At 74.7% G+C, this 22,861-nt stretch carries 24 protein-coding genes; 16 read left to right on the top strand and 8 right to left on the bottom strand.

The window, feature by feature from the left end:
- The first annotated feature begins 25 nt into the window (after window positions 1-25).
- Both ASF50_RS02965 and ASF50_RS02960 read left to right on the top strand, forming a co-directional pair.
- Window positions 26-817, top strand: a complete 792-nt coding sequence (locus ASF50_RS02965) for an IspD/TarI family cytidylyltransferase (RefSeq protein WP_228942833.1) — start codon at window positions 26-28, stop codon at window positions 815-817.
- On the top strand, window positions 814-1,122 hold the full coding sequence (locus ASF50_RS02960) for a hypothetical protein (protein ID WP_056863480.1): 309 nt from the start codon (window positions 814-816) through the stop codon (window positions 1,120-1,122). Before ASF50_RS02965 ends, ASF50_RS02960 begins: the two co-directional genes overlap by 4 nt.
- 21 nt (window positions 1,123-1,143) lie before the next feature.
- Here the strand turns inward: ASF50_RS02960 and ASF50_RS02955 are convergent, their stop codons facing one another.
- The 3 genes from ASF50_RS02955 to ASF50_RS02945 form a co-directional block, all read right to left on the bottom strand.
- The gene (locus ASF50_RS02955; RefSeq protein ID WP_082502705.1) at window positions 1,144-1,851 is read right to left on the bottom strand and encodes a 2-C-methyl-D-erythritol 4-phosphate cytidylyltransferase; all 708 of its coding nucleotides are present in this window, start codon (window positions 1,849-1,851) and stop codon (window positions 1,144-1,146) included.
- 31 nt (window positions 1,852-1,882) lie between these two features.
- Entirely contained in the window at window positions 1,883-2,479 is a 597-nt protein-coding gene (locus ASF50_RS02950) for a hypothetical protein (RefSeq protein ID WP_056903435.1), read from the bottom strand.
- 118 nt (window positions 2,480-2,597) lie between these two features.
- Window positions 2,598-3,083, bottom strand: a complete 486-nt coding sequence (locus ASF50_RS02945; RefSeq protein WP_056863477.1) for a CarD family transcriptional regulator — start codon at window positions 3,081-3,083, stop codon at window positions 2,598-2,600.
- A gap of 268 nt (window positions 3,084-3,351) precedes the next feature.
- Between ASF50_RS02945 and ASF50_RS02940 the strand changes: the two genes are divergently transcribed.
- The 3 genes from ASF50_RS02940 to ASF50_RS02930 all read left to right on the top strand — a co-directional run bounded on the left by ASF50_RS02940 (window position 3,352) and on the right by ASF50_RS02930 (window position 5,817).
- On the top strand, window positions 3,352-4,317 hold the full coding sequence (locus ASF50_RS02940; RefSeq protein ID WP_056903434.1) for a UbiA family prenyltransferase: 966 nt from the start codon (window positions 3,352-3,354) through the stop codon (window positions 4,315-4,317).
- Between the two features lie 64 nt (window positions 4,318-4,381).
- Window positions 4,382-5,062: a hypothetical protein gene (locus ASF50_RS18765; protein WP_056903433.1), complete on the top strand. Its 681-nt coding sequence runs from the start codon at window positions 4,382-4,384 to the stop codon at window positions 5,060-5,062.
- A gap of 2 nt (window positions 5,063-5,064) precedes the next feature.
- Complete coding sequence (locus ASF50_RS02930; protein ID WP_056903432.1) at window positions 5,065-5,817, top strand: phosphoglyceromutase; 753 nt, start codon at window positions 5,065-5,067, stop codon at window positions 5,815-5,817.
- Between the two features lie 28 nt (window positions 5,818-5,845).
- Here the strand turns inward: ASF50_RS02930 and phoU are convergent, their stop codons facing one another.
- Window positions 5,846-6,502, bottom strand: a complete 657-nt coding sequence (gene phoU / locus ASF50_RS02925; RefSeq protein WP_056863473.1) for a phosphate signaling complex protein PhoU — start codon at window positions 6,500-6,502, stop codon at window positions 5,846-5,848.
- 121 nt (window positions 6,503-6,623) lie between these two features.
- On the opposite strand from phoU, the gene ASF50_RS02920 reads away from it, so the two are divergent.
- The 3 genes from ASF50_RS02920 to ASF50_RS02910 all read left to right on the top strand — a co-directional run bounded on the left by ASF50_RS02920 (window position 6,624) and on the right by ASF50_RS02910 (window position 9,479).
- A complete protein-coding gene (locus ASF50_RS02920) occupies window positions 6,624-7,772 on the top strand; it encodes a sensor histidine kinase (protein WP_056903431.1) in 1,149 nt (382 codons plus the stop codon).
- On the top strand, window positions 7,769-8,446 hold the full coding sequence (locus ASF50_RS02915; RefSeq protein WP_056863471.1) for a response regulator transcription factor: 678 nt from the start codon (window positions 7,769-7,771) through the stop codon (window positions 8,444-8,446). Before ASF50_RS02920 ends, ASF50_RS02915 begins: the two co-directional genes overlap by 4 nt.
- A gap of 79 nt (window positions 8,447-8,525) precedes the next feature.
- Window positions 8,526-9,479, top strand: a complete 954-nt coding sequence (locus tag ASF50_RS02910; protein ID WP_082502703.1) for a DMT family transporter — start codon at window positions 8,526-8,528, stop codon at window positions 9,477-9,479.
- A 36-nt stretch (window positions 9,480-9,515) separates the two neighbouring features.
- Here the strand turns inward: ASF50_RS02910 and ASF50_RS02905 are convergent, their stop codons facing one another.
- Both ASF50_RS02905 and mshA read right to left on the bottom strand, forming a co-directional pair.
- The gene (locus ASF50_RS02905; protein WP_056863469.1) at window positions 9,516-10,031 is read right to left on the bottom strand and encodes a YbjN domain-containing protein; all 516 of its coding nucleotides are present in this window, start codon (window positions 10,029-10,031) and stop codon (window positions 9,516-9,518) included.
- Window positions 10,028-11,281 (bottom strand): D-inositol-3-phosphate glycosyltransferase, encoded by a 1,254-nt coding sequence (gene mshA / locus ASF50_RS02900; RefSeq protein WP_056903430.1) that lies wholly within the window; start codon window positions 11,279-11,281, stop codon window positions 10,028-10,030. Before mshA ends, ASF50_RS02905 begins: the two co-directional genes overlap by 4 nt.
- A gap of 204 nt (window positions 11,282-11,485) precedes the next feature.
- Here mshA and ASF50_RS02895 point away from each other — a divergent pair, with 204 nt between their 5' ends.
- A complete protein-coding gene (locus tag ASF50_RS02895; RefSeq protein WP_082502701.1) occupies window positions 11,486-12,286 on the top strand; it encodes an SDR family NAD(P)-dependent oxidoreductase in 801 nt (266 codons plus the stop codon).
- Between the two features lie 33 nt (window positions 12,287-12,319).
- Entirely contained in the window at window positions 12,320-13,009 is a 690-nt protein-coding gene (locus tag ASF50_RS02890) for an aspartate/glutamate racemase family protein (protein ID WP_056903429.1), read from the top strand.
- Window positions 13,010-13,025: 16 nt separating this feature from the next.
- On the opposite strand, the gene ASF50_RS02885 is transcribed toward ASF50_RS02890, so the two are convergent.
- Window positions 13,026-14,387, bottom strand: a complete 1,362-nt coding sequence (locus ASF50_RS02885; protein WP_056903428.1) for a protealysin inhibitor emfourin — start codon at window positions 14,385-14,387, stop codon at window positions 13,026-13,028.
- A gap of 184 nt (window positions 14,388-14,571) precedes the next feature.
- On the opposite strand from ASF50_RS02885, the gene ASF50_RS02880 reads away from it, so the two are divergent.
- Complete coding sequence (locus tag ASF50_RS02880; RefSeq protein ID WP_056903427.1) at window positions 14,572-16,137, top strand: sulfatase; 1,566 nt, start codon at window positions 14,572-14,574, stop codon at window positions 16,135-16,137.
- A 31-nt stretch (window positions 16,138-16,168) separates the two neighbouring features.
- Here ASF50_RS02880 and ASF50_RS02875 read toward each other — a convergent pair whose 3' ends face one another.
- Window positions 16,169-16,639, bottom strand: a complete 471-nt coding sequence (locus ASF50_RS02875; protein WP_056863465.1) for a PPOX class F420-dependent oxidoreductase — start codon at window positions 16,637-16,639, stop codon at window positions 16,169-16,171.
- A gap of 188 nt (window positions 16,640-16,827) precedes the next feature.
- Between ASF50_RS02875 and ASF50_RS02870 the strand changes: the two genes are divergently transcribed.
- From ASF50_RS02870 to ASF50_RS02850, 5 genes are all read left to right on the top strand, one after another.
- The gene (locus tag ASF50_RS02870) at window positions 16,828-17,868 is read left to right on the top strand and encodes a hypothetical protein (RefSeq protein WP_056903426.1); all 1,041 of its coding nucleotides are present in this window, start codon (window positions 16,828-16,830) and stop codon (window positions 17,866-17,868) included.
- A gap of 57 nt (window positions 17,869-17,925) precedes the next feature.
- The gene (gene typA / locus ASF50_RS02865; RefSeq protein ID WP_056863463.1) at window positions 17,926-19,821 is read left to right on the top strand and encodes a translational GTPase TypA; all 1,896 of its coding nucleotides are present in this window, start codon (window positions 17,926-17,928) and stop codon (window positions 19,819-19,821) included.
- Window positions 19,822-20,071: 250 nt separating this feature from the next.
- Window positions 20,072-20,986, top strand: coding sequence for a DUF4397 domain-containing protein (locus tag ASF50_RS02860; protein ID WP_056903425.1), 915 nt, complete (start codon window positions 20,072-20,074; stop codon window positions 20,984-20,986).
- Window positions 20,987-21,048: 62 nt separating this feature from the next.
- On the top strand, window positions 21,049-21,708 hold the full coding sequence (locus ASF50_RS19225) for a class F sortase (protein ID WP_162242359.1): 660 nt from the start codon (window positions 21,049-21,051) through the stop codon (window positions 21,706-21,708).
- The gene (locus ASF50_RS02850) at window positions 21,708-22,859 is read left to right on the top strand and encodes a glycosyl hydrolase family 8 (RefSeq protein ID WP_056903423.1); all 1,152 of its coding nucleotides are present in this window, start codon (window positions 21,708-21,710) and stop codon (window positions 22,857-22,859) included. The genes ASF50_RS19225 and ASF50_RS02850 overlap by 1 nt, the downstream gene beginning before the upstream one ends.
- The last annotated feature ends 2 nt before the right edge of the window (window positions 22,860-22,861 follow it).

Genomic DNA, 22,861 nt, shown 5'->3' with positions numbered 1-22,861 from the left:
TCCGCTCGGACGGTCCTCGCAGGACGTGTCCGCTCCCCGTGCCGCCGTCGTCATGCTGGCCGCCGGCGAGGGCCGCCGCTCCGGCTACCAGACCAACAAGGTCCTGCTGCCCCTCGCGGGTCGCCGGGTCTTCACGTGGGCGGTGCGCTGGGCACGTGGGCTGGCGTCGGTGGAGCGCACCGTGATCGTCATCCGCGAAGCCGACCGCGACGACGTCGTCGCCGCCGTGGGTCGCGAGGTCGGCCCCCCCGAGGTCACGATCGTCACCGGCGGCGACAGCCGCCACGCCTCCGAGTGGGAGGCCCTCCAAGCACTCGCGCCCGACATCGAGGCCGGCCGGGTCGACGTCGTCGTCATCCACGACGCCGCGCGTCCCCTCGCCGGCACGGCTCTCTTCGCCTCGGTGGTCGACGCCGCCTGGGAGCACGGCGGAGCACTCCCGGTGCGAGAGCAGGCGCACCTGACCGCTCTCGACTCCGGCAGCGAGCCTCCGGACCGCGTCGTCGCCGTGCAGACGCCGCAGGCCTTCCGAGCCGCTCCCCTGCTCGAGGCCTACCGCCGCGCCCATCGCGACGGCTTCGTCGGCACCGACACGGCCAGCTGCATGGAGCGCTACACCGACCTGCCCGTGCACTGCGTCGAGGGCGACGCACGCAACGTCAAGATCACCTTCCCCGAGGACCTGTTCCTGGCCGAGCGCCTTCTCGCCAAGGCCGGCTACGACCTGTCGGGCACCCACGATCCCGATCCCGCTGCCGCCCCGCCGTCGCGACGCTCGGCACTGCGCCACCTCTGGCCGGGGGGTGACCACGAGTGAGCGTCGAGCAGGCCTCCCTGCGCTGCGAGAGCTGCGAGGAGCTGACCGTGCACGAGCTGCACTACGCGGGCCGGCTCCTCGACGCGGTGCGGTGCACGCGGTGCGGTCGACACCTGGAGCTCTCGCAGCGGGCCCTCCTCCCGGCGTACGTCGTCGACCTCGAGCAACGCGTGGTCAGCAAGCCGGGCCGGATGCTGCGACGCGCCGGCGACGACCCGCTCGGTTTCCTCCGCCAGCTACCGCGAGCGGTGCTGCGTCAGCCGGTGAAGTTCCTCGGCGAGTTCCGCGAGCTCCTGCGCCGCTGACGGCGGGGCCGGCCGCCCTGGTCAGTGCCGCACGGTGCGGCTGAGCTCGTCGACGCACTCCAGCAGCTCGACGGCGGAGCGGTCGTCGACCCGGCGTGCCAGGGAGGGGCCCTTGACCAGCTCCACGTCGCCCCTCTCCCGCATCCACCTGACCAGGGCCGCGGTGTCGTCGAGCGGCGGGACCGCCCCCTCGCTCAGTGCTCGCCCGACGACCGCGCCGGACACGACCGTCGGCACGATCAGCGCTCCGAGCCGCTCGCGGTCGATGGTGCCGGCGATGCGTCCCTCGTCGACCGTCTTCACCGTGTCGGTGACCGGGCGGAAGGTCGCCAGCGAGACCTCAGGGGCGAGCAGCTGCTGGTCCAGCACCGAGCGCAGCAGCTCCGCGGAGGCCAGCGGGCACCGGGCGTCGTGCACCAGGAGGGCCCCCGCAGGGCGGGAGGAGCGCGCGCTCCACCACTCCTGCTGGGTCATGACCTCGACAGCACCGCCGCCCCGGGAGGAGCAGACGACTCCCGACCACCCGGCGGCCACCCGGGCGTGGTCCGCGTCGGACACGAGGAGCGTGACCGGGACCTCGGTGCCGGCGAGGGCCGCGACCAACGAGGTGGCGGCGTGCAGGTAGAGCGGTCGACCGTGGAGTGCCTCGAAGGCGAGGCCGTCGCGTCGGCCCACGACGAGCACCGCCTCGGTCCCCCGTGGGTGCGTCGATCGCGCGGCCGGGCTCATGGGCCCCACGGTAGACGGCCCCAGCGCGACCTCAGCCCTCGGCCGACGCCGGGCGGGTCTCGCGCTCGAGCAGTACGACGTCCTCGCGCGTGGTCACCCGACGGCCCGCGGTCGGCGCCCTGACCCGGACCACCTCGTGGTGGGTCTCCAGCGCCGTCACCAGCGCGTCCAGGTCGCCGTCGTCGACGAGTCCGGAGGGACTGTCGCCGAACGACCCGAGCGCGACCTGCGCCACCACCGCGGCCGGCAGCACCACCGGCGACGCGGCGTCGGGGCGTCCCTCGGAGCCCCCGGTCACGCCGACCACGACGGCGTCGCGCTCGACGGCGGCCCGCACGCAGGCGGCCAGGAACGACGCGGGGGTCATCGGGCACAGCGCGTCGTGGAGCACGAAGGGCTCGCCGGCGTCGGCGACCCCCTCCCAGCCGGTGCCGAGGTCGACGGCGGTGATGCCGGCGTCACCGAGCGCCCAGGAGGCGCAGGCGACCAGCGCCTCGCCGTGGATGAGCGCGTAGGGCAGCGAGCCGCGCCCCTGCTCGACGACCGCCCCGAGGGCGGGCTCGGGCTCGACGTCGGGGTCGGGGTCGGGGAGGACGACCGGGACGGCGTCGTGCGGCGCGGTGCTCATGACCGCCCACCGTACGGCGTCCCGGGCCCGGCGTGACGGCTCGCGACGCGACGAGGCCCCCGGGTGGTCCCGGGGGCCTCGTCGGTGGTGCGGGTGACCCGACGCGTCGGGTCGGGGCTCAGGACGCGAGCACCTCGTCGAGGAGGGTCTCGGCCTTGTCCTCGTTGGTGTGCTCGGCCAGGGCCAGCTCGGAGACGAGGATCTGGCGCGCCTTGGCCAGCATCCGCTTCTCGCCAGCCGACAGCCCGCGGTCGCGCTCGCGACGCCACAGGTCGCGCACGACCTCGGCCACCTTCATGACGTCGCCGCTGTGCAGCTTCTCCAGGTTGGCCTTGTAGCGGCGCGACCAGTTGGTCGGCTCCTCCACGTGGGCCGCCCGCAGCACGTCGAAGACGCGCTCCAGGCCCTCCTTGTCGACGACGTCGCGGACGCCGACCAGGTCGAGGTTGCAGGCCGGCACGCGCACGACCAGGTCTTGCTGGGCCACGATCCGAAGGACGAGGTACTGACGGTCCTCCCCCTTGATCGTCCGCATCTCGATGTCCTCGATGACTGCGGCCCCGTGGTTCGGGTAAACAACCGTTTCGCCGACGGTGAATGTCATATGTCAGGTACCCCTTCCTAGGCCTCTATCTTAACACGACCTGAGAATGTCGTCTGACACGTTTGCGCAGGTCAGAGGCCCCTTCGGGGCTTGACAGATATCGAGACGTGTGATGCGGACGACTCCGGGACCCCCGCCGGCACACCCTTCGGGACCCTCGTCCGTGCCGCCGGCGCGCCCGTCGCGAGCCTCCTCGGACCCCGGCGCCGACCGCGACCCGCGGGCTGGTTCTGCGCGGATCCGACCGGCCGTGGCCGATACTCCCCCCATGGCCAGACCGACCCCGTGGCGACGACGCCGCAGCAGCGGCGAGCAGCACGAGACCAGCACCCCGGCTCCCGCCTCCGCGCCCTCGCCCGCTCCGGCAGCTGCTCCGGCGCCTGCTCCGTCCCGCGACGTCACGGGTCCCGGGGCGCGAGCCGGCGGCACCCTCACCGCCGCGGCTCCCGCGACCACCTCACCGACCCCCGCCTCCCCGACCCCCGCCCCTCTGTCCGACGCCACGGCGCGCGGGGGTGCCCTGACCCGGCTGCGCGACCTCACGCCGCTGCTCCTGCTGCGCGCCGCCCACCCGCGCCAGGCGGTGCTCACGGCGGCGCTGATGGGCCTGGCCTCGGCCCTGGCCGACCGACCGACGCGCGAGCTGGGCCTGGTGCTCGCCACCGTCCTGGTGGGGCAGGCCGTCCTCGGCTGGCACAACGACCTGGTCGACCGCGGGCGCGACGCCGCCCACGCCGCGAAGGGCAAGCCGCTCGCCGACGGGCGCCTCGAGCCGGGCACGGCGTGGTTCGCGCTGGCCTGCGGGGTGCTGCTGCTCGTGCCGCTGTCGGTCTCGCACGGCGTCACCGCGGGGTCGGCGTACCTGGTCTCGGTCGCGCTGGGGCTGGTCGGCAACGTCGTCCTGCGCAGCGGCGTGCTGTCGTTCGTGCCCTGGGCGGCGGCCTTCGCCCTCTACCCCGTCTTCCTCTCCTACGGCGGGTGGGACGGCGAGGACGCCGGCTCCGCACCCACCGTGGTCATGGTGGTCCTCGCGGCGCTGCTGGGCGTCGGGGTCCACGTGCTGCGCGCCGTGTGGGGCCTCGTGGCCGACAACGAGGACGGCTGGACCTACCTGCCGCTGCGCCTGGGGCTCCGGCTCGGCGCCGCCCGGCTGCTGCTCCTCGTGGGCCTCTACCTCGCTCTCGTGGTCGCCGGGATGGTCGTGGCCGGCACCGCCGTCGGGCTGCGCGCCTGAGCCCCGTCGGCGCCCGCTAGGCTGGCGCCACACACGCGCCACGACGACCTGAGAAGGCCACCTCATGCACCTCCCCCGCAGGCTCACGCTCGCCGTGGGCGCGCTCGCGCTCGTCGCGCCCACGCTGACCTCGTGCGGCTTCAACCTCGGCACCGACCGGCCCTACACGCCGGCCGCAGGCACCAACTTCGTCGACGGCAGCTTCAAGGTGCTCGGGGCCACGGTCGTCTCGGCCGCCCCGGGAGCCGGCACCCTCGTCGTGGGCCTGAACAACGACGACCCGCTGGAGCCGATCACGCTCACCGCTGTCGACGCGCGCACCAGCCCCGACGACGCCAGCGAGCTGCCCATCGAGGTGGCCTCGTTCGACCCCGTCGAGATCGCGCCGCTGGGCTTCGTCAACCTCGTCGAGGTCGACCCCGCCATCGGCGTCACCGGCGACTTCATCGCCGGCGACGTCCTGCCCATGACCTTCACGCTCGACAGCGGCGAGACCGTCGACCTGGGCGTGCCGGTCGTCGCGGCCTGCGACGAGTACGAGGGCTTCGACGTCGCCGACACCGGCGAGACCCGCAGCGGGGAGGCCGCCGGGAGCGTCGAGGAGTCCTACGACTGCGAGTTCCCCGAGGCCGTGGTCGAGTACGGCCCCGAGACCGAGCCCCAGGGCGAGGTGGACGGCCCCGGCGGCAACGAGGGCACCGCCCCCGACGAGCCCGTCGAGACCGAGTCGACCCCGACGGAGTGACGATGACCGACACGACCCACACCCTCGTGCTGCTCCGCCACGGCGAGAGCGAGTGGAACGCCAAGAACCTCTTCACCGGCTGGGTCGACGTCGCCCTCACCGAGAAGGGACGCGCCGAGGCCGCCCGCGGCGGGGAGCTGATCAAGGAGTCGGGCCTGCTGCCCGACGTCGTCCACACCTCCCTGCTGCGCCGCGCCATCAACACCTCGGCCCTCGCGCTCGACGCCGCCGACCGCCACTGGATCCCGGTGAAGCGGTCCTGGCGGCTCAACGAGCGTCACTACGGCGCCCTGCAGGGCAAGGACAAGAAGCAGACCCTCGAGGAGTACGGCGAGGAGCAGTTCATGCTCTGGCGCCGCTCCTTCGACGTGCCTCCGCCGCCGATCGCCGACGACGACCAGTGGTCGCAGGTCGGCGACCCCCGCTACGCCGACCTCGGCGACGCGATGCCCGCCACCGAGTGCCTCAAGGACGTCATCGCCCGGATGCTGCCCTACTGGGAGTCCGACGTGGTGCCCGACCTGCGCTCCGGCAAGGTCGTGCTCGTCGCCGCCCACGGCAACAGCCTGCGCGCGATCGTCAAGCACCTCGACGGCATCTCCGACGACGACATCGCCGGGCTCAACATCCCCACCGGCATGCCGCTCGTCTACCGCCTCGACGACGACCTGCGCCCCACCGTGCCGGGCGGGGAGTACCTCGACCCCGACGCCGCGGCGGCCGCCGCCGCCGCGGTCGCCAACCAGGGCCGCTGAGCGACCCCGACCAGCGGGGCCGGCGCCCTCAGGCCTGCAGGGCCCGCGGGTGCTCGCCGGTGACGACGAAGACGATCCGGTTGGCGATCGACACGGCGTGGTCGGCGATGCGCTCGTAGTAGCGACCCAGCAGGGCCACGTCGACCGCGGCCTCGACGCCCTCGGTCCAGTCGTCGGAGAGCAGCTGCGCGAAGCTGCTGCGGCGCAGCTGGTCCATGACCTCGTCGTCGCGGCCCAGCTCGATGGCGGCGGTGACGTCCTGGCTGAGGATGATCTGGCCGACGCGCTTGACCATGTCCTCGGCGACCTCGGCCATGCGGGCGATGGTGGGGTGGATGGCCTGGGGCACGGCGACGTTGGGCACGCGCAGCCGGGCGATCTTGGCGACGTGCACCGACAGGTCGCCCATGCGCTCGAGCTCGCTGACCATGCGCAGCGCGGCGATGACCACGCGCAGGTCGCCGGCGACCGGCGCCTGCAGCGAGAGCAGCGCGAAGGCCTGGTCCTCGACCCGCTCGCGGGCCCGGTCGATCTCGACGTCGGCGCTGATCACCTGCTCGGCGACGGCGGCGTCGCCGCTCAGCAGCGCCTCGGTGGCGAGCCTGACGGCGGTCTCGACGTCGCGGCAGATGCCGGCGAGGTCACCGAGGACGGACTCGAGCTGGTCGTGGAAGGCGTCGCGCATGGAGGCAAACGTAGAGAGCCTAGGTGTCCGGCGCGCGAGGAGGGGTGAACGTGCGGTGAACATCGCGAAGCCGGCCGCTCCGCGGTGAGGGCGGGTCCGGGGCCTGCGTACCATTCCGCACGTGGACCCGACGACGCAGGCCTTCCTGGCCGCGATCATCGGGGCCGTCGTCGCCGGCGGCGCCGTGCTCGCGTGGCACGTCAGCGACCGTCAGCAGTACGCCGCGCGCCCGGTCGAGACGCCCGTGGTGCCGCCCGGGGTGGCCACCGTGCTGTCGGTGCTGCGCAGCAGCGCGGTGGTGGTCGACGACGACGACACCGTGCTCAAGGCCTCGGCCCCGGCCTACGCGCTGGGGCTGGTGCGGGGCACCCGGCTGCTCGCCGACGAGCTGGCCGAGATGGTGCGCCAGGTGCGCCGCGACGGCCAGATCCGCGAGACCGAGATCCTGATGACCCGCGAGGGCGTGCCGGTGCGCAACGTGACCGCACGCGTCGCGCCGCTGGGCTCGCGGCTGGTCCTGGCCCTGGTCGAGGACCGCACCCGCGAGCGGCGCGTCGAGGCCGTGCGACGCGACTTCGTGGCCAACGTCAGCCACGAGCTCAAGACCCCTGTCGGCGCGCTGCGCCTGCTCGCCGAGGCCGTCCACGAGGCCTCCGACGACCCCGAGGCCGTCGAGCGCTTCGCCGACCGCATGCTCACCGAGAGCGACCGGCTCTCCAAGCTGGTGCAGCAGATCATCGAGCTCTCCCGGCTCCAGGCCGACGCCCCGCTCGACGCGCCGGTGGCCGTCGACCTCGACGAGGTCGTGCAGGTCGCGGTCGACACCAGCAAGATCGACGCCGAGGACAAGCGGATCTCGGTGATCGTCCACGGCACCGAGGGCCTCGAGGTCTTCGGCAACGAGGGCCAGGTGATGGCCGCGGTGTCCAACCTCGTGGCCAACGCGGTGTCCTACAGCGAGCCCGACTCCACCGTGCTGGTCACCACCAAGGCCGACGACGGCACGGTGGAGATCTCGGTGGTCGACCAGGGCATCGGCATCCCCGCCGGGGAGCTCGACCGGATCTTCGAGCGGTTCTACCGCGTCGATCCCGCACGACACCGCTCGACGGGCGGCACCGGACTGGGGCTGTCCATCGTCAAGCACGTCGCCGCCACCCACGGCGGCGAGGTCCGGGTCTGGTCGGCGGAGGGTCAGGGCTCGACCTTCACCCTCACGCTGCCCCAGCACCACGCGCACGAACGACAGATGCAGGAGGAGAGCCCGTGACACGGGTACTGGTGGTCGAGGACGAGGAGAGCTACAGCGACGCCCTCGCGTACATGCTGCGCAAGGAGGGCTTCGAGGTGGCCATCGCCGCCGACGGCAACGCCGCGCTCACGGAGTTCGAGCGCAACGGCGCCGACATCGTGCTGCTCGACCTGATGCTCCCGGGGCTCCCGGGCACCGAGGTGTGCCGGCAGATCCGGCAGACCTCCCACGTGCCGGTGATCATGGTGAGCGCCAAGGACGACGAGGTCGACAAGGTGGTCGGGCTGGAGCTCGGGGCCGACGACTACGTCACCAAGCCCTACTCCCCCCGCGAGCTGGTCGCCCGCATCCGGGCCGTGCTGCGCCGCGGCACCGAGCCCGACCTCGCCCCGGCCACCCTCGAGGCCGGACCGGTGCGGATGGACGTGGAGCGCCACGTCGTGACCGTCGACGGCGAGGAGCAGCGGCTGCCGCTCAAGGAGTTCGAGCTGCTGGAGATGTTCCTGCGCAACCCCGGGCGGGTGCTGACCCGCGGTCAGCTGATCGACCGGGTCTGGGGCTCGGACTACGTCGGCGACACCAAGACCCTCGACGTGCACGTGAAGCGGCTGCGGGCCAAGCTCGAGCCCGACCCGGGCGAGCCGAGGTACCTCGTCACCGTGCGGGGCCTGGGCTACAAGCTCGATCTCTGACGCCGCGGTGCGCACGGCCCCGACCGCGCGGCCCGAAACCCGCGCGACCGGGCCGGGCACACGTCCCTAGGGTGGTCGCGTGAACACCCGTCCCTCGGCCCCGGCGACCACCTCCCCGACCTCCGACGCCGGCCCGGCTCCCGCCGCGTGGCTACCGGTCGCCGCGGTCGGGGTGACCCTGGTGCTGTGGGCCTCCGCCTTCGTGGCGATCCGTCACCTCGGGGCCGACTTCTCCCCCGGCGCCCTGTCGCTGGGGCGGCTGGTGGTGGGCTCGCTCGTCCTGGCGCCCTTCGCGCTGGCGCGGGGCCTGCCGCGGGCGACGCCACGGCAGTGGGTGTCGCTGGTCGTGATCGGGGTGCTGTGGTTCGGCGTCTACAACGTGGCGCTCAACGAGGGCGAGCAGCGGGTCGACGCCGGCACGGCGGCCATGCTCATCCAGGTGTCGCCGGTGCTCATCGCGCTCCTGGCCGCGCTCTTCCTGGACGAGCGGTTCACGCCCTACCTCGGGCTCGGACTGGCCCTGGCCTTCGGCGGCGTCGCCCTCATCGGGCTGTCGACCTCGGAGAGCGGCGAGCGCGACCTGCTCGGGGTCCTCCTCTGCCTGCTGGCCGCGGTCGTCTACGCCGTGAGCCTCGTGCTGCAGAAGCCCCTGGTGGCGCGACTGCCCGCGGTGCACGTGACGTGGCTGGCCTGCACGATCGGGGCGGTCGCCTGCCTGCCCTTCGCGGGCCGGCTGGTCGCCGAGACCGTGGCCGCGCCGGCCTCGTCGGTGGCCTGGGTGGTCTACCTGGGCGCCTTCCCCACGGCCATCGCCTTCACCACCTACGCCTACGCGCTGTCGCGGATGAGCGCGGGCAACCTCGGTGTCACCACCTACCTCGTGCCGCCGATCACCATCGTGCTCGGCCTGCTGCTGCTCGACGAGACCCCGCCGACCATCGCCTACGCCGGCGGCGCGCTGGCCCTCGTCGGCGTCGCGGTGGCCCGGCGCCGGCCACGGACGCGCGCGGCCACCCCATCGGCGCCCGCCTGACGCGGACCGCAACGGAGCAGACGGACCGTGCCGGTCTCAGTTCTCCGAGACCGGCTCGTGGTCGCTCTCCAGCCAGCCGCGGAAGGCCTCGAGGTTGGCGGTCGACTCCCCGCGCAGCTTGCGCCACTCCCACTCCTTGCGGATGGAGGAGGCGAAGCCGAGCTCGAGGATGGCGTTGAAGGACTCGTCGGCGTAGGTCAGCACCGAGCCGAGCAGCCGGTCGAGCTCGGTCTCGTCGACCGAGCGCAGCGGGAGACGGCCGTCGAGGTAGATGTCGCCGAGCCGGTCCACGGCGAAGGACACGGCGTACATGCGCAGGTTCTTCTCCAGCAGCCAGCGCCAGACGCGCTCGTGGTTCTCGTCGGGGTTGCGGCACACGAAGGCGTGCACCCCCAGGGCGTGGGCGCCGATGTCGAGGCGCACGGGGGTCTGGAGCTTCTTCTCGCCGGGCAGCGAGAAGGAGAAGACGCCCTCGGCCGACTCCTCCATCTCGATGTCGTTGCTGCTCAGCCAGGCCCGGACGGTCGCGGCGGCCGCGTCGCGTGTGGTCATGACACCGACTCTCGCATGCGGGTGCGCGCGCGCTCGTAGACCGCGAGCACCTGGGCGGCGGTGGCCTCCCACGAGAAGCGGCGTGCCTGGGCCACGGCGCCGGCCTCGAGTCGCGCGTGGAGGGCCTCGTCGCCGACCACCCGGGCCAGCGCGTCGGCCCAGGCCCGCGGGTCGTGCCCGTCGACCAGCAGACCGCTGCGACCGTCGTCGACCACCGTGGTCAGCCCGCCGACCGCCGCGGCGACGACCGGGGTGCCGGCCGCCTGGGCCTCGGCGGCCACCAGCCCGAAGGACTCGTTGTACGACGGCACCGCGACCACCGAGGCGGCGGCGTACCACCGGGCCAGGTCGGCCTGGGCGACCGGCGGCACGAAGCGCACCACGTCGGGGCGGCCGGGCGACCCGACCAGGCCGAGGTCGCGGGCCAGGGTCGCCAGGGCCTCGGGGCGGTCCAGACCGCTGCCCGAGGGCCCGCCGACGACCGGCACCACCAGCCGGTGGCGCAGGGACGGGTCGCGCTCGAGCATCACCGCCACGGCGCGCAGCAGCACGTCGGGAGCCTTGAGCGGCTGGATGCGCCCGGCGAACAGCAGCACGTGGGCGTCGCGGGCCAGGCCGAGGTCGTCGCGGGTGCGGGCGCGGTCGAGGGGCCGGAAGAGGTCGAGGTCGACGCCGGGGTGGACGACCTCCACGCGGCCGGGGTCGGCGTCGTAGAGGTTGATCAGCTGCTTGGCCTCGAGGTCGGTGTTGGCGACCAGCATGTCGGCGGCCTCGACCACCTGCTCCTCGCCGATGACGCGGGCGGCGGGCTCGGGGTGGTCGCCGACGGCGAGCGCGTCGTTCTTCACCTTGGCCATGGTGTGCATCGAGTGCACCAGTGGCACGCCCCAGCGGTCGCGGGCCAGGGCGCCGACCTGGCCGGAGAGCCAGTAGTGGGAGTGCACGGCGTCGTAGTGCCCCGAGGGCTGGGCGGCCTCGGCCCGCAGCACCTCGCGGGCGAAGACGCACAGCTGCGCCGGCAGCTCCTCCTTGGTCAGCCCCTCGAAGGGACCGGCGTGGATGTGGCGCACGACGAGGCCGTCGCCGGCCTCGACGACGGGCGGCAGCGTGGACCGCGTGGCGCGGGTGAAGATGTCGACCTCGACGCCGCGCGCGGCCAGGCGGCGGGCCAGCTCGATGACGTAGACGTTCATGCCGCCCGCGTCGCCGGTGCCCGGCTGGTCGAGCGGCGAGGTGTGCAGGCTGATCATGGCCAGCCGGCGGAGCTCTCCCACGCTGCGCCACCCTTCCTCGCGTCGTCGCCGGCGCCCCTGCGCCGACCTGCGGGCTCCCGCGGCGCGCGGAGGCCCACGGACCAGAGTGGTCCACCGGACAAGAACCCTGCGGCCCGCCCGGGGATTCCCGACCCGGCGACCGGGTCGTGGACACCTGGCGCCGCGCGGCAGGATGGAGCCATGAGCACCCCCTCCACCACCTCGACCTCGCCGACCACCGACCCCGGGTCGGGCTCCGCCGACCGGCCGCTCGCCGTGGTCACCGGCGCCAGCAGCGGGATCGGCGCGGCCACCGCGCGCCAGCTCGCCGCCGCGGGCTACCGCGTGGTCTGCGCGGCCCGGCGCGCCGAGCGGGTCGAGGAGCTCGCCGCCGAGATCGACGGGGTGGCCGCGGTCTGCGACGTCACCGACGAGGCGTCGGTCGCCGGGCTGGCCGAGCTCGTCGGCGGGCGCCTCGACGTGCTGGTCAACAACGCCGGCGGGGCCTTCGGCTCCGCCCCCGTGGCCCAGGCCGACGCCGAGGAGTGGCGCCGGATGTACGAGGTCAACGTCATCGGCCTCATGCAGGTCACCCGCGCCCTGCTGCCGGCCCTGCTGGCCAGCGGCGCGGGGGTGATCCTCAACGTCGGCTCCACCGCCGGGCGGGTGGCCTACGAGGGCGGCGCCGGCTACACCGCCGCCAAGCACGGCACCCAGGTCGTCACCGAGACCCTGCGCCTGGAGCTCTTCGACCAGCCGGTGCGGGTGTGCGAGATCGCGCCCGGCATGGTCCGCACCGACGAGTTCTCCCTGGTCCGCTTCGACGGCGACCAGGAGAAGGCCGACGCGGTGTACGCCGGGGTCCCCGACCCCCTGGTCGCCGACGACGTCGCCGACGCCATCGTGTGGATGGTGACCCGACCGGCGCACGTCAACATCGACCAGCTGGTCATCCGCCCCCGCGCCCAGGCCGCGCAGCACAAGGTCCACCGCATCGGCTGACGCGCTGATGCACCGGCTGTCACACTGACCCGCATGCAGACCATCGGACTCGTCGGCGGCATGAGCTGGGAGAGCAGCGCGGCCTACTACAAGGCGCTCAACCTGGGCGTGGCCCAGCGCCTGGGCGGCCTGTCCTCGGCCAAGGTCGTGCTCTCCTCCCTCGACTTCGCCGAGCTCACGACGCTGCAGGCCCAGGAGCGCTGGGACGAGGTCGCCGCGGTGCTGGTGGCCGCCGCCGAGGGCCTGGAGCGGGCCGGGGCCGACGTGCTGCTGCTGTGCACCACGACCTTCCACCGCGTCGCCGACGAGGTCGCCGCCGCGGTCGACGTGCCGCTGCTGCACCTCGCCGACGTCGTGGCCGAGGCCTGCCTGGCGCGCAAGGTCTCCGAGGTGGGCTTCCTCGGCACGACCTTCACCATGGAGCGCAGCTTCTTCACCGACCGCCTCGCCGACGACGGGCTGACCGTGCACGTGCCCGCCACCGAGCACCACGCCGAGCTGAACCGGATCATCTACGAGGAGCTCGTCCACGGGCGCGTCGAGGACTCCTCGCGCCGCTTCGTGGTCGACCTGATCTCCCAGCTCTGGGACGCCGGCGCCGGCGGCGTCGTGCTCGGCTGCACCGAGCTGGAGCTGCTCGTGCGCCAGGCCGACTCCGAGCTCCCGGTCTTCCCCAGCACCACGCTGCACGTCGAGGCCGCCCTCGACCGCGCCCTGGGCTGATCCGGCCGGGCGGCCCTCAGGCCGGGTCGCCCGGGGGCCGCAGCACGACCTCCACCAGCCGCGCGAGGTCGGCGCCGAGGGCCTGCTCGGGCACCCGCACGTGCGTGCCGGCCACGTCGACGTCGTAGACGAAGCGGTCGGCGCCGCCCGGCTCCTCCGCGCGCGCGGCGGCCGCCGCGAGGTCGACGCGCTCGAGCAGCGAGCGGGCCTCGGCCGCGCGCGGGTCGTCGTCGGCGTCGAGGTCGAGGTCGGCCTCGGCGCGCAGGCCGGCGAAGCCGCCCGTGCGCCGCACGGTCAGCCGACGGCCCGGGTCGGCGCCGCGACCGACCGCGCCGTCCTCCCCCGCGCGGCTGCCACCGGCCCGCGGGGTCACCCCGACCTGCTCCCACGCCGCGCCGACGGCGTCGGCGTGCACCCCGGCCGCCGCGACCGTCGCGGCCGCGAAGCCGGCGAAGTCGGTGCGCGGACCGACCCGGCCGCCGGTGAGCGCGGCGTACCAGATCGCGCCGGCGCCCTCGGCGCTCGACCCGCCGACCGCGACCGCGGCGAGCTGGAAGGCGCGGTTGGGGATGCCGGAGTTGAGGTGGACCCCGCCGTTGTCCTCGCTGGTCTCGACGTAGTCGTCGAGGTGGCCGGGTTGGGGGTCGGTGCCCAGGCGCGGGTCGTCGTAGGCCGTGCCGGGCGCGCGCATGTCGCGCAGGCCGCGCGCGGCCACCCCGGGCAGGAAGATGTCGGCCCCGATCAGCCAGTCGGCCTCCTGCGGCGACTGACCGAGCAGGCGCTGCGCGAGGCAGGCGGCGAAGACGTCGGAGACCGACTCGTTGAGGGCGCCCGACTGGCCCTGGTAGACCAGCCCCGCGCTGCGCTCGGTGACCGCGTGGGCCAGCTCGTGCGCGAGCACGTCGACCGCGGCGGTGAAGCGACCGAAGACCTCGCCGTCGCCGTCGCCGAAGACCAGCTGCGTGCCGTCCCAGAAGGCGTTGGCGTAGTCGCGGCCATAGTGGACGGTGAGGCTCACCGGTGCGCCGGCGTCGTCGTAGGAGTCGCGGCCGTAGACGTCGGCGAAGAGCGCCAGCGAGGCCGCGATGCCCGTGGCGGCCTCGTCGACCGCGGGGTCGCCGGTCGCGCCCTCGCCCGCGCGCCGCACCGGACGGCCCGGGAGGGTCGTCGTGGCCCCGGCGTCGTGCACGGTCCAGGCCGCGGTGGCGCGCGCGGCGAGCGGCGGCGGCGCCGACGCCGGGCCCGGGCGCGCCGCGCGGAAGCCGGCGTCGAGCGACAACGTCTGCTCCCAGCCGAGCCGGCGCAGCAGGTAGGGCGGCACGAAGCCGCAGCGACGACCGGCGAGCGGCCGGGGGGCGGAGGGGGTCCCGAGAGTCATGGCCCCAGCGAAGCCCAGGCCACCGACAGTGACAAGGCCCACGTCGCCCGGCCCACGTCGGCAGGCACCCGTCGCCCAGCGCGGGCAGGAGGATTCCCGCAGCGGGGGTGGGTCCGGGTTTACTTGCCGGCCAGCTGGTCCCTTCGTCCCGTACCTGCCCGCCCCCGCCCCCACGGAGTCCGACGTGAGCACACCTCCCGGTGCCCCGAGCCGCCGCCAGGCGCTCGCCCGACCGCTCGCCGGGGCGCTCGCCGGGCTGCTCGTGGTGGGCGGGCTGGTGTCGTGCCGTGCGGCCCCGGAGCGCGCCGACGGCGACCCGGCCACGGGCTCCGCGGTCACCGACGTCGCCGACGCCCGGGGCACCCGCCCCAACATCGTCCTGCTCAGCTCCGACGACCAGACCGACACCGAGCTGGAGCACATGCCGCTGACGCGGAGGCTGCTCGCCGAGGCGGGGACGGAGTTCACCGACGCGATCAGCCCCCACCCGCTGTGCTGCCCGGCGCGCGCGGAGATCCTCACCGGGGAGTACGCCCAGAACAACGGCGTGCGCCACAACCGCGGGGCCTACGGCGGCTACCAGGCCTTCGCCCGCCACAACACCGAGCAGAACCTCGCGGCCTGGCTGCACGACGCCGGCTACCGCACCGGGTTCGTCGGCAAGACGCTGAACTCCTACACCACGGGCTCGCGCCGGATGCGCGGCTGGGACTACTGGAGCCCGACGATCGCCGACACCTACCGCTACTACGGCACGCGCTTCTACGACGACGGGCGCCCGCGCACCTACGACGGCTACGTCGCCGACGTGGTGCGCGACCAGGCCGTCGACCTGGTCGAGCGGTGGTCGGCCGGCGACCGGCCGTTCTTCGTCTGGGCCTCCCACGTGGGCCCCCACGACGCCACCGAGAGCGACGGCACGTGGGGCCCGCCGGTGCCGGCCGAGCGCCACCGCGGCCTCTTCTCCGACGTCGGGCTGCCCAGCGCCGACGACCCGTCCTTCGACGAGCCCGACACCTCCGACAAGCCCCCCGCCGTGCGCCGCGGCCGCGACGGGGTGCCGGTGCGCACCGAGTGGTACCGCGACCGGCTGCGCAGCCTCCAGGCCGTCGACGAGGCCAACGCGGCCGTCATCGAGGCCCTCGACCGCGCCGGGGAGCTCGACGACACCGTGGTCGTCTACGTCTCCGACAACGGCTTCCTCACCGGCCAGCACCGCATCTACGGCAAGAACTACCCCTACGAGGAGGACCTCCAGGTCCCCTTCGTGCTGCGCGGCCCGGGCGTGCCCGGCGGCACGACGAGCACGGAGACGGCCACCGTCGTCGACCTGGCCCCCACCTTCCTCGACCTGGCCGGGGTGCTCGGCGCCGTGCGCTCCGCCGGGCACACCGACGGCGAGTCGCTCCTGCCCGCGCTGCGGGGCGGCTCACTGGGCGCCACCAGCCTCATCCAGGCCGGCACCTCCGAGCGCCGCGAGCTGCGGGCCTTCGGCTGGTCCTTCCGCGGGGTCCGCACGCCCCGCTTCACGTGGGTGCGGTGGTGGGACGGCGCCGAGGAGCTCTACGACCGCGAGCTCGACCCCTTCCAGGAGGGCAACCTCGTCGGGCCCGACGGCCAGGTGCGCGACCCGGCGTACGCCGCGGTGCGTGAGGAGCTGGAGCGGCGCTACCGCGCGCTGCGCTGGTGCCGTGGCGTCGCGGAGTGCGAGCGGCAGGACTTCGGGCCCGAGCCCGCGCCGGCGTCCTGAGCGCGCGTCCGCGCCGGCTCCGCGGGGCGGGTCAGGAGGGCACGCGGTCGGGCGGGAAGCCGCCCGTGGCGACCGGGCCCCAGCCCGTCACGGTGATGCGCAGCAGCGACTTGCCCTGACGGCGCATCGCCTCCCGGTACTCCTCCCAGTCGGAGTGCTCGCCGGCGATGCAGCGGAAGTACTCCACCAGGCCGTCCTCGGCCTCCTGGCTGGGCATGTCGAGCACCTCGGCGGTGCCGTCGACCTGCACCCACGGCCCGTCCCAGTCGTCGGAGTGCACCAGCACCGTCGCGGCGGGGTTGCGGCGCAGGTTGGTGGCCTTGGCGCGCGAGGGGTAGGTCGAGATGACGATGCGGCCCTCGGCGTCGACGCCCCCGGTGACCGGCGAGATCTGCGGCCGGCCGTCGGACTTGGTCGTCATCAGCGTCAGGTGGTGGCGGGTGCGCACGAAGTCGAGCAGCTGCTCGCGGTCGACCCGGTCGGTGGTGGCGATGTTCGGCATGGCGCCAGCCTAGGCGGGGCGATCACGCGACCGGGTGCGTCACGGACGCCGTGGGGTGCTGGGTGTCGTGGGGTGTCGTGGGCGACGATGGGGCGGTGGCAGCGAGGAGCAGGGCAGGCGGGACCGGCGGCAGGACCGGGCCCAGGACCGGGGGACGTCGCGGCGCAGCGGGTCGCGAGGGCGCCCCGGTGCGGGTGACGGTGGTCGGCGACCCGGTGGACCCCGCCGCAGGGGTCGGGCCCGCTGCCGAGCCCGCTGCCGAGCCCGCAGTCGGGCCCGCTGCCGAGCACACCGTGGAGGTGCCGGCGGCGACGACGCTGGCGGCGCTGCTCCCCCAGGTCGTGCCCGCGGTCGTGCCCGAGGTCGTGCCGCCGGTCGTCGCGGGCGGCGCCGACGTGGTCCTGCTGCTGCGCCACGGCGGCGACTGGCTGGGGATGCACAGCGCGACCACGGGCACGCGGGTGCTCCGCGACCCCGAGCGCACCGTGGCCGAGCTCGACCCCCCGCGGGTCCGCCTCGAGCCGTGGCCCGGCGTCGACGCGTCGCTGCTGCTGGAGGAGCTCGCCCTGGGCCGACTGCCCGACCGCGCCGCCCTCGCCGACCTCGCCGGCGACGGGTGGCGGCGTCGCTGGGAGGCCGAGGAGCGGGAGCTCGGCTCGGGCGGCGGCACCGCCCGGCTGCTCGACGACGACGTCGTCGGGGTCCTGGCCGCCGTCGGGGCGACGGTGCTCGCCCACGGCCCGGGCCACGCGCGGGTCGAGGACGCCGCCGGGTCGTCGTACGTCGTGCGCTGCGACCGCCAGGGCGGTGCGGTCTCCCGCCTCGACGCCGACGGCCTCGAGCGCCCGGTCGCCGCGGTCGCCACCCGGCCGAGCAGCCGGGCGGGCCCCGGCTCGGACGCCCGGGCCGGGGCCGGGGGGCCGACCGCGCGACGTGCCCTGGCCGCGACGCTCGCGGCCCTGCTGGGCACGACGTGGCGCGAGCAGCAGGGCCTGGAGCCGGCCCCGTCCCCTGCGCCGACGCGCGACACCCGGGTCGAGGTGGCCCGCGGCGGCGGGGTCTGGGGCTGGTCGTGGAGCGACGCCGCGGGGCGCCACGAGGGCCGCTTCGCCGCCGACGGGGCGATGGCCGCCGCGACGGCGGCGTACGCCCGGCTGGAGCCCGCCGACGTCGTCGCGCACCTCACAGCCCCCGCCGCCGATGGGGGCGGGGACCCCTCGCGGCCCTAGAATCGAGGAGGCTCCATCGGGGCCCCTCGACTCCCACCGGAAGTGACGACGCACCGAATGTCTGGAAACACCACCCGCAACGACCTGCGCAACGTCGCCATCGTCGCGCACGTCGACCACGGCAAGACGACCCTCGTCGACGCCATGCTGCGCCAGGCCGGCGCCTTCACCGCCCACCAGGCCGAGAGCGTCGCCGAGCGCGTCATGGACTCCGGTGACCTGGAGCGCGAGAAGGGCATCACGATCCTCGCGAAGAACACCGCGGTCCACTACGCCGGCCCCGCGGCCGACGGCAAGCCGATGACGATCAACATCATCGACACCCCGGGCCACGCCGACTTCGGCGGCGAGGTCGAGCGCGGCCTGTCCATGGTCGACGGCATCGTGCTGCTGGTCGACGCCTCGGAGGGCCCGCTGCCGCAGACCCGCTTCGTGCTGCGCAAGGCGCTCAACGCCGACATGCCGGTGATCCTGGTCGTCAACAAGACCGACCGCGGCGACGCCCGCATCGCCGAGGTCGTCGACGAGACCTACGAGCTCTTCATGGACCTGCTCGACGACAGCCACAGCCAGGACGCGCTCGACTTCCCGGTCGTCTACGCCTCGGGTCGCGCCGGCGTCGCCGGTCTCGACCAGCCCGCCAACGGCGAGCTGCCCGACTCCCCCGACCTCGAGCCGCTCTTCAAGACGATCCTCGAGACGATCCCCGCCCCGACCTACACCGAGGGCGCGCCGCTCCAGGCCCACGTCACCAACCTCGACTCCTCGCCGTTCCTGGGCCGCCTGGCCCTGGTGCGCGTGCACGAGGGGACCCTGAAGAAGGGCCAGACCGTGGCCTGGATGAAGCGCGACGGCGAGACCAAGAACGTCCGCATCACCGAGCTGCTGGTCACCGAGGGCCTCGAGCGCAAGCCGGGCGAGTCCGCGGGGCCGGGCGACATCGTCGCCATCGCCGGCATCCCCGACATCACCATCGGCGAGACCCTCGCCGACCCCGAGAACCCGGTCGCGCTGCCGCTCATCCACGTCGACGAGCCGGCCATCTCGATGACCATCGGCACCAACACCTCGCCGCTGGTCGGGCGGGTCAAGGGCGCCAAGGTCACCGCCCGCCTGGTCAAGGACCGCCTCGACTCCGAGCTCATCGGCAACGTGTCGCTGCGCGTCCTGCCCACCGAGCGCCCCGACGCGTGGGAGGTGCAGGGCCGCGGCGAGCTGGCGCTGGCCATCCTGGTCGAGCAGATGCGCCGCGAGGGCTTCGAGCTCACCGTCGGCAAGCCGCAGGTGGTCACCAAGGAGGTCGACGGCAAGGTCCACGAGCCCGTCGAGCGCCTGACCATCGACGCCCCGGAGGAGTACCTCGGCACGATCACCGAGCTGCTCGCCTCCCGCAAGGGCCGCATGGAGCAGATGACGAACCACGGCACCGGCTGGGTCCGCATGGAGTTCCTCGTGCCGGCCCGCGGCCTGATCGGCTTCCGCACCGAGTTCCTCACCGACACCCGCGGCACCGGCATCGCCCACCACATCTCCGAGGGCTACGAGCCGTGGGCCGGCGAGATCCGCTCGCGCAACAACGGCTCGCTCGTCGCCGACCGCAAGGGCGCCGCGACGGCCTACGCCATGACCTCGCTGCAGGAGCGCGGCGTGATGTTCCTCGAGCCGACCACCGAGGTCTACGAGGGCATGATCGTCGGCGAGAACTCCCGTGCCGACGACATGGACGTCAACATCACCAAGGAGAAGCAGCAGACCAACATCCGCTCCGCCACCTCCGACAACTTCGAGAAGCTGATCCCGGCCAAGAAGCTGTCGCTGGAGCAGAGCCTGGAGTTCTGCCGCGACGACGAGTGCGTCGAGGTGACCCCCGAGATGGTCCGCATCCGCAAGGTGATCCTCGACGCCGGCGAGCGCGCGAAGATCGCCAGCCGCGCCCGCAAGGCCAGCAAGTAGCACCCGCACACCCCGCTCCACCCCCGAGGGCCCGCCTCCGTCTCACGACGGGGCGGGCCCTCGGCCGTCCCGGCAGGCATGAAGGGCGCGAGTACGGGGTATGTCACGTACCGTGGTGCCTGGCGACCACCCCGCGGACCCTCACACGGGCGCGCGCGGTCGCCGCCAGGCCGGGCCGGGGGGACCAGCTGCACCGACTCCTCGACGTCTCGACGCCGCACGACCGTCAGCCAACGCTCGAGGAGCACCCGTGAGCCCGCACCGCCGCCCCCGCACCGCCCGCACCGCACCGGCCCGGACCGTCCTGGCCACGCTGGCCCTCGGCGCGGTCGCGGCCACCACGCTGGCGCCGAGCGCCACCGCCGCACCCTCGACGGCGGGCAACGGGCCCGCCGCCCAGGCCCCCGCCACCACCGGCTGGCTCCGCCTGGGCCACCTGAGCCCCGGCACCGGCGACGCCGACGTGCGGGTGCTGCCCCTCGACGACGGCAGCCGGCTCAACCTCACCGACGTCCCCTACGGCGAGGTCTCCGACTTCCAGCGCCTGCCGGCCGGCCGCTACCGCATCGCCTTCCGCGAGGCCGGCCAGCCGCTCTCGGCCAAGCCGATGGTGGCCCGGCTCGTCGAGGTCGACCCCGGCTCGGCGGCCACCGTCGTCGCCACCGGCCGCGGCGAGTCGCTGCGCACCGAGGTCATCGACGACGACCTCACCCCGCCGCCCGCCGGGCAGGCCAAGGTCAGGCTGGTCTCCGGCGTCGGCGACAACGGCCCGGTCTCCGCGGCCGTCGTCGGCGGCCCGGTCATCGCCGAGGACGTCGCCACCGGCGGCTCCACCCCCTACGCCAACGTCGCGGCGCAGACCTGGCAGGTCGACGTCGCCTCCGGCTCCGACATGCCCACCACCGGCAAGGTCGCGGTGAAGGCCGGCGGCGTCTACACCCTCCTCGTCGTCGACGGGGCCGACGGCGGCGTCGAGATCAAGGCCCTCCAGGACAGCGGCAGCGCGGCCACCATGCCCTCCGGCGGTGTCGACACCGGCGCCGGTGGCCTCGCCCCCACCGCAGGCGCCCCGACCGACCTGACCGCGCCCGCCGCAGGCGTCCTGGCCGCCCTCGCCGCGCTGGGCGGCCTCGTGCTGCTGCGCCGCGGACGCGCCACCGCCTGACCGACCCCGCCGGTCCCCCGACCGGCGCCCGCCCCCCGCACCGCCGACCCCGAGGCCGACCTGTGAGCACCCGCCCCGTCGCACGCCGCGCCGCCGCGGTGACGTTGCTCGTCGTCGCGGGCGTCTCGGCGCTGGTCGCCGTACGAGCCGGGGACGGCCCGCAGGCCGCGTCCTCACCGGCCGCGGCCGTGCCTTCGGCTGCCGCCGCCCCAGCCACCCCGTCGGGATCCTCCGCGCCGTCGTCGGGTGCCTCGACGATCCCGGTGCAGGGGGCCACGGCGGCGCGACCGGTGGAGGTGCGGGTTCCGCGCCTCGGGATCGTCTCGCGGCTCGACGACCTCGCCGTGGTCGCCGACGGCACCCTGGAGCGCCCGCCGCGCTGGCAGGTGGCGGGCTGGTACGCCGCCGGCCCGAGACCCGGCGAGACCGGTCCCGCGGTGATCGCGGGGCACGTCGACTCCCCCACCGGGCCCGCGGTGTTCACCGGGCTCGAGGCGCTGCGTCCCGGCGACCTGGTCGAGGTGATGGGCGACGACGGCACCACCACCAGCTTCACCGTCGACCGGCTCGCCACCGCCCCCAAGGACGCCTTCCCCACCCGCGCCGTCTACGGCCAGACCCCCGACGCGCACCTGCGGCTGATCACCTGCGACGGCGCCTACGTCGCCGACGCGGGCGGCTACCAGGACAACCTCATCGTCTTCGCCACCGAGCGCGCCTGATGGACGGCGGGGTCGCACCAGCGGAGCCCCCGCGCACCGGGCGGCGACGGACCCTGCGCCTGCTCGGTCTCTGCTGCGCCACGGCGCTCGTGGTCGCCCTCGTCGCCACGACGCTCGTCCTCGTCCTGCGCCCCACCGGCAACGAGAGGGGGCCGGAGGGACCACGCGCCGACGTCGACGCCCGGGCCTTCCTGGAGACCTACGTCGAGCCGGACGGCCGGGTCGCGCGCACCGACCAGGGCGGCGACACCGTCAGTGAGGGCCAGGCCTACGCCATGCTGCTCGCGGTCGCCACCGGCGATCGCGACACGTTCGACCGGGTGTGGGACTGGACGCGCGAGGAGCTGATGACCGCCGAGGGCCTGCTCAGCTGGCGGTGGGCCGACGGAGCGGTGGTCGACGCGTCCCCGGCCGCCGACGCCGACCTCGACGCCGCACGAGCCCTCGTGACCGCGGGCCGGACCTTCGACGAGGCCGACTACACCGAGGCGGGGCTGAGGCTGGGCACAGCGGTGCTCGACCACGAGACCGTCCGCACCCCGGCGGGCCTCGTCCTGGTCGCCGGACCGTGGGCCACCCAGGGCTCGCCGTACGTCTTCAACCCCAGCTACGTCTCGCCCGTCGCCACCGGTCTGCTCGACGCGGCCTCCGACGACCCCCGCTGGGAGGAGCTGACCGCCGGTTCGCGAGCGGCGCTGGAGGGCCTGACGTTCGGTGGTCGCCTGCCGCCGGACTGGGCCGAGGTGTCCTCCGACGGGTCGGTCCGGGCGACCGGCTCCCCGAGCGGAGGAGGGCCGCAGTTCGGCTACGACGCAGCGCGGGTCCTGGCCCGTCACGCCGAGTCGTGCGACCCGGACGACCGCGCCATCGCCGCACGGGCCGCCGACCGGCTGGGCCCCGAGCTGGACGTCGACGTGCTGGCGCTGTCGGGCGAGCCGCTGTCGCGCTTCACCAGCCCGGTGATGCTGGTGGCCCGTGCCGGGGCCGACGCCGCGTCGGGCGACCCCGCCGCCGCGCGCGCGGCGCTGGCGGCCGCGGACACGGCCGCCGCGGCGGCACCGACGTACTACGGCGACGCCTGGGCCGCGCTCGGTCCCCTGATGCTCGCCACGACCACGCTGGGTGCCTGCCCTGCGGTGCCGGCCGCGTGAAC

The sequence above is a fragment of the Nocardioides sp. Leaf307 genome (assembly GCF_001423135.1).
Lineage (GTDB): Bacteria > Actinomycetota > Actinomycetes > Propionibacteriales > Nocardioidaceae > Nocardioides > Nocardioides kribbensis.
Note: the sequence above shows the minus strand (reverse complement) of the source record. Positions and strands in the feature narration are given on the sequence as shown.

Bases quoted from the DNA above. Each gene is read 5' to 3' on its own strand.
- ASF50_RS02885 (WP_056903428.1), bottom strand. From the start codon at position 14,387: ATGACTCTCGGGACCCCCTCCGCCCCCCGGCCGCTCGCCGGTCGTCGC.
- ASF50_RS02930 (WP_056903432.1), top strand. From the start codon at position 5,065: ATGACCGACACGACCCACACCCTCGTGCTGCTCCGCCACGGCGAGAGC.
- ASF50_RS02875 (WP_056863465.1), bottom strand. From the start codon at position 16,639: ATGCCGAACATCGCCACCACCGACCGGGTCGACCGCGAGCAGCTGCTC.
- ASF50_RS02850 (WP_056903423.1), top strand. From the start codon at position 21,708: ATGGACGGCGGGGTCGCACCAGCGGAGCCCCCGCGCACCGGGCGGCGA.
- ASF50_RS02945 (WP_056863477.1), bottom strand. From the start codon at position 3,083: ATGACATTCACCGTCGGCGAAACGGTTGTTTACCCGAACCACGGGGCC.
- ASF50_RS02890 (WP_056903429.1), top strand. From the start codon at position 12,320: ATGCAGACCATCGGACTCGTCGGCGGCATGAGCTGGGAGAGCAGCGCG.
- phoU (WP_056863473.1), bottom strand. From the start codon at position 6,502: ATGCGCGACGCCTTCCACGACCAGCTCGAGTCCGTCCTCGGTGACCTC.
- ASF50_RS02955 (WP_082502705.1), bottom strand. From the start codon at position 1,851: ATGAGCCCGGCCGCGCGATCGACGCACCCACGGGGGACCGAGGCGGTG.
- ASF50_RS02940 (WP_056903434.1), top strand. From the start codon at position 3,352: ATGGCCAGACCGACCCCGTGGCGACGACGCCGCAGCAGCGGCGAGCAG.
- ASF50_RS18765 (WP_056903433.1), top strand. From the start codon at position 4,382: ATGCACCTCCCCCGCAGGCTCACGCTCGCCGTGGGCGCGCTCGCGCTC.
- mshA (WP_056903430.1), bottom strand. From the start codon at position 11,281: ATGATCAGCCTGCACACCTCGCCGCTCGACCAGCCGGGCACCGGCGAC.
- ASF50_RS02905 (WP_056863469.1), bottom strand. From the start codon at position 10,031: ATGACCACACGCGACGCGGCCGCCGCGACCGTCCGGGCCTGGCTGAGC.
- ASF50_RS02895 (WP_082502701.1), top strand. From the start codon at position 11,486: ATGAGCACCCCCTCCACCACCTCGACCTCGCCGACCACCGACCCCGGG.
- ASF50_RS02950 (WP_056903435.1), bottom strand. From the start codon at position 2,479: ATGAGCACCGCGCCGCACGACGCCGTCCCGGTCGTCCTCCCCGACCCC.
- typA (WP_056863463.1), top strand. From the start codon at position 17,926: ATGTCTGGAAACACCACCCGCAACGACCTGCGCAACGTCGCCATCGTC.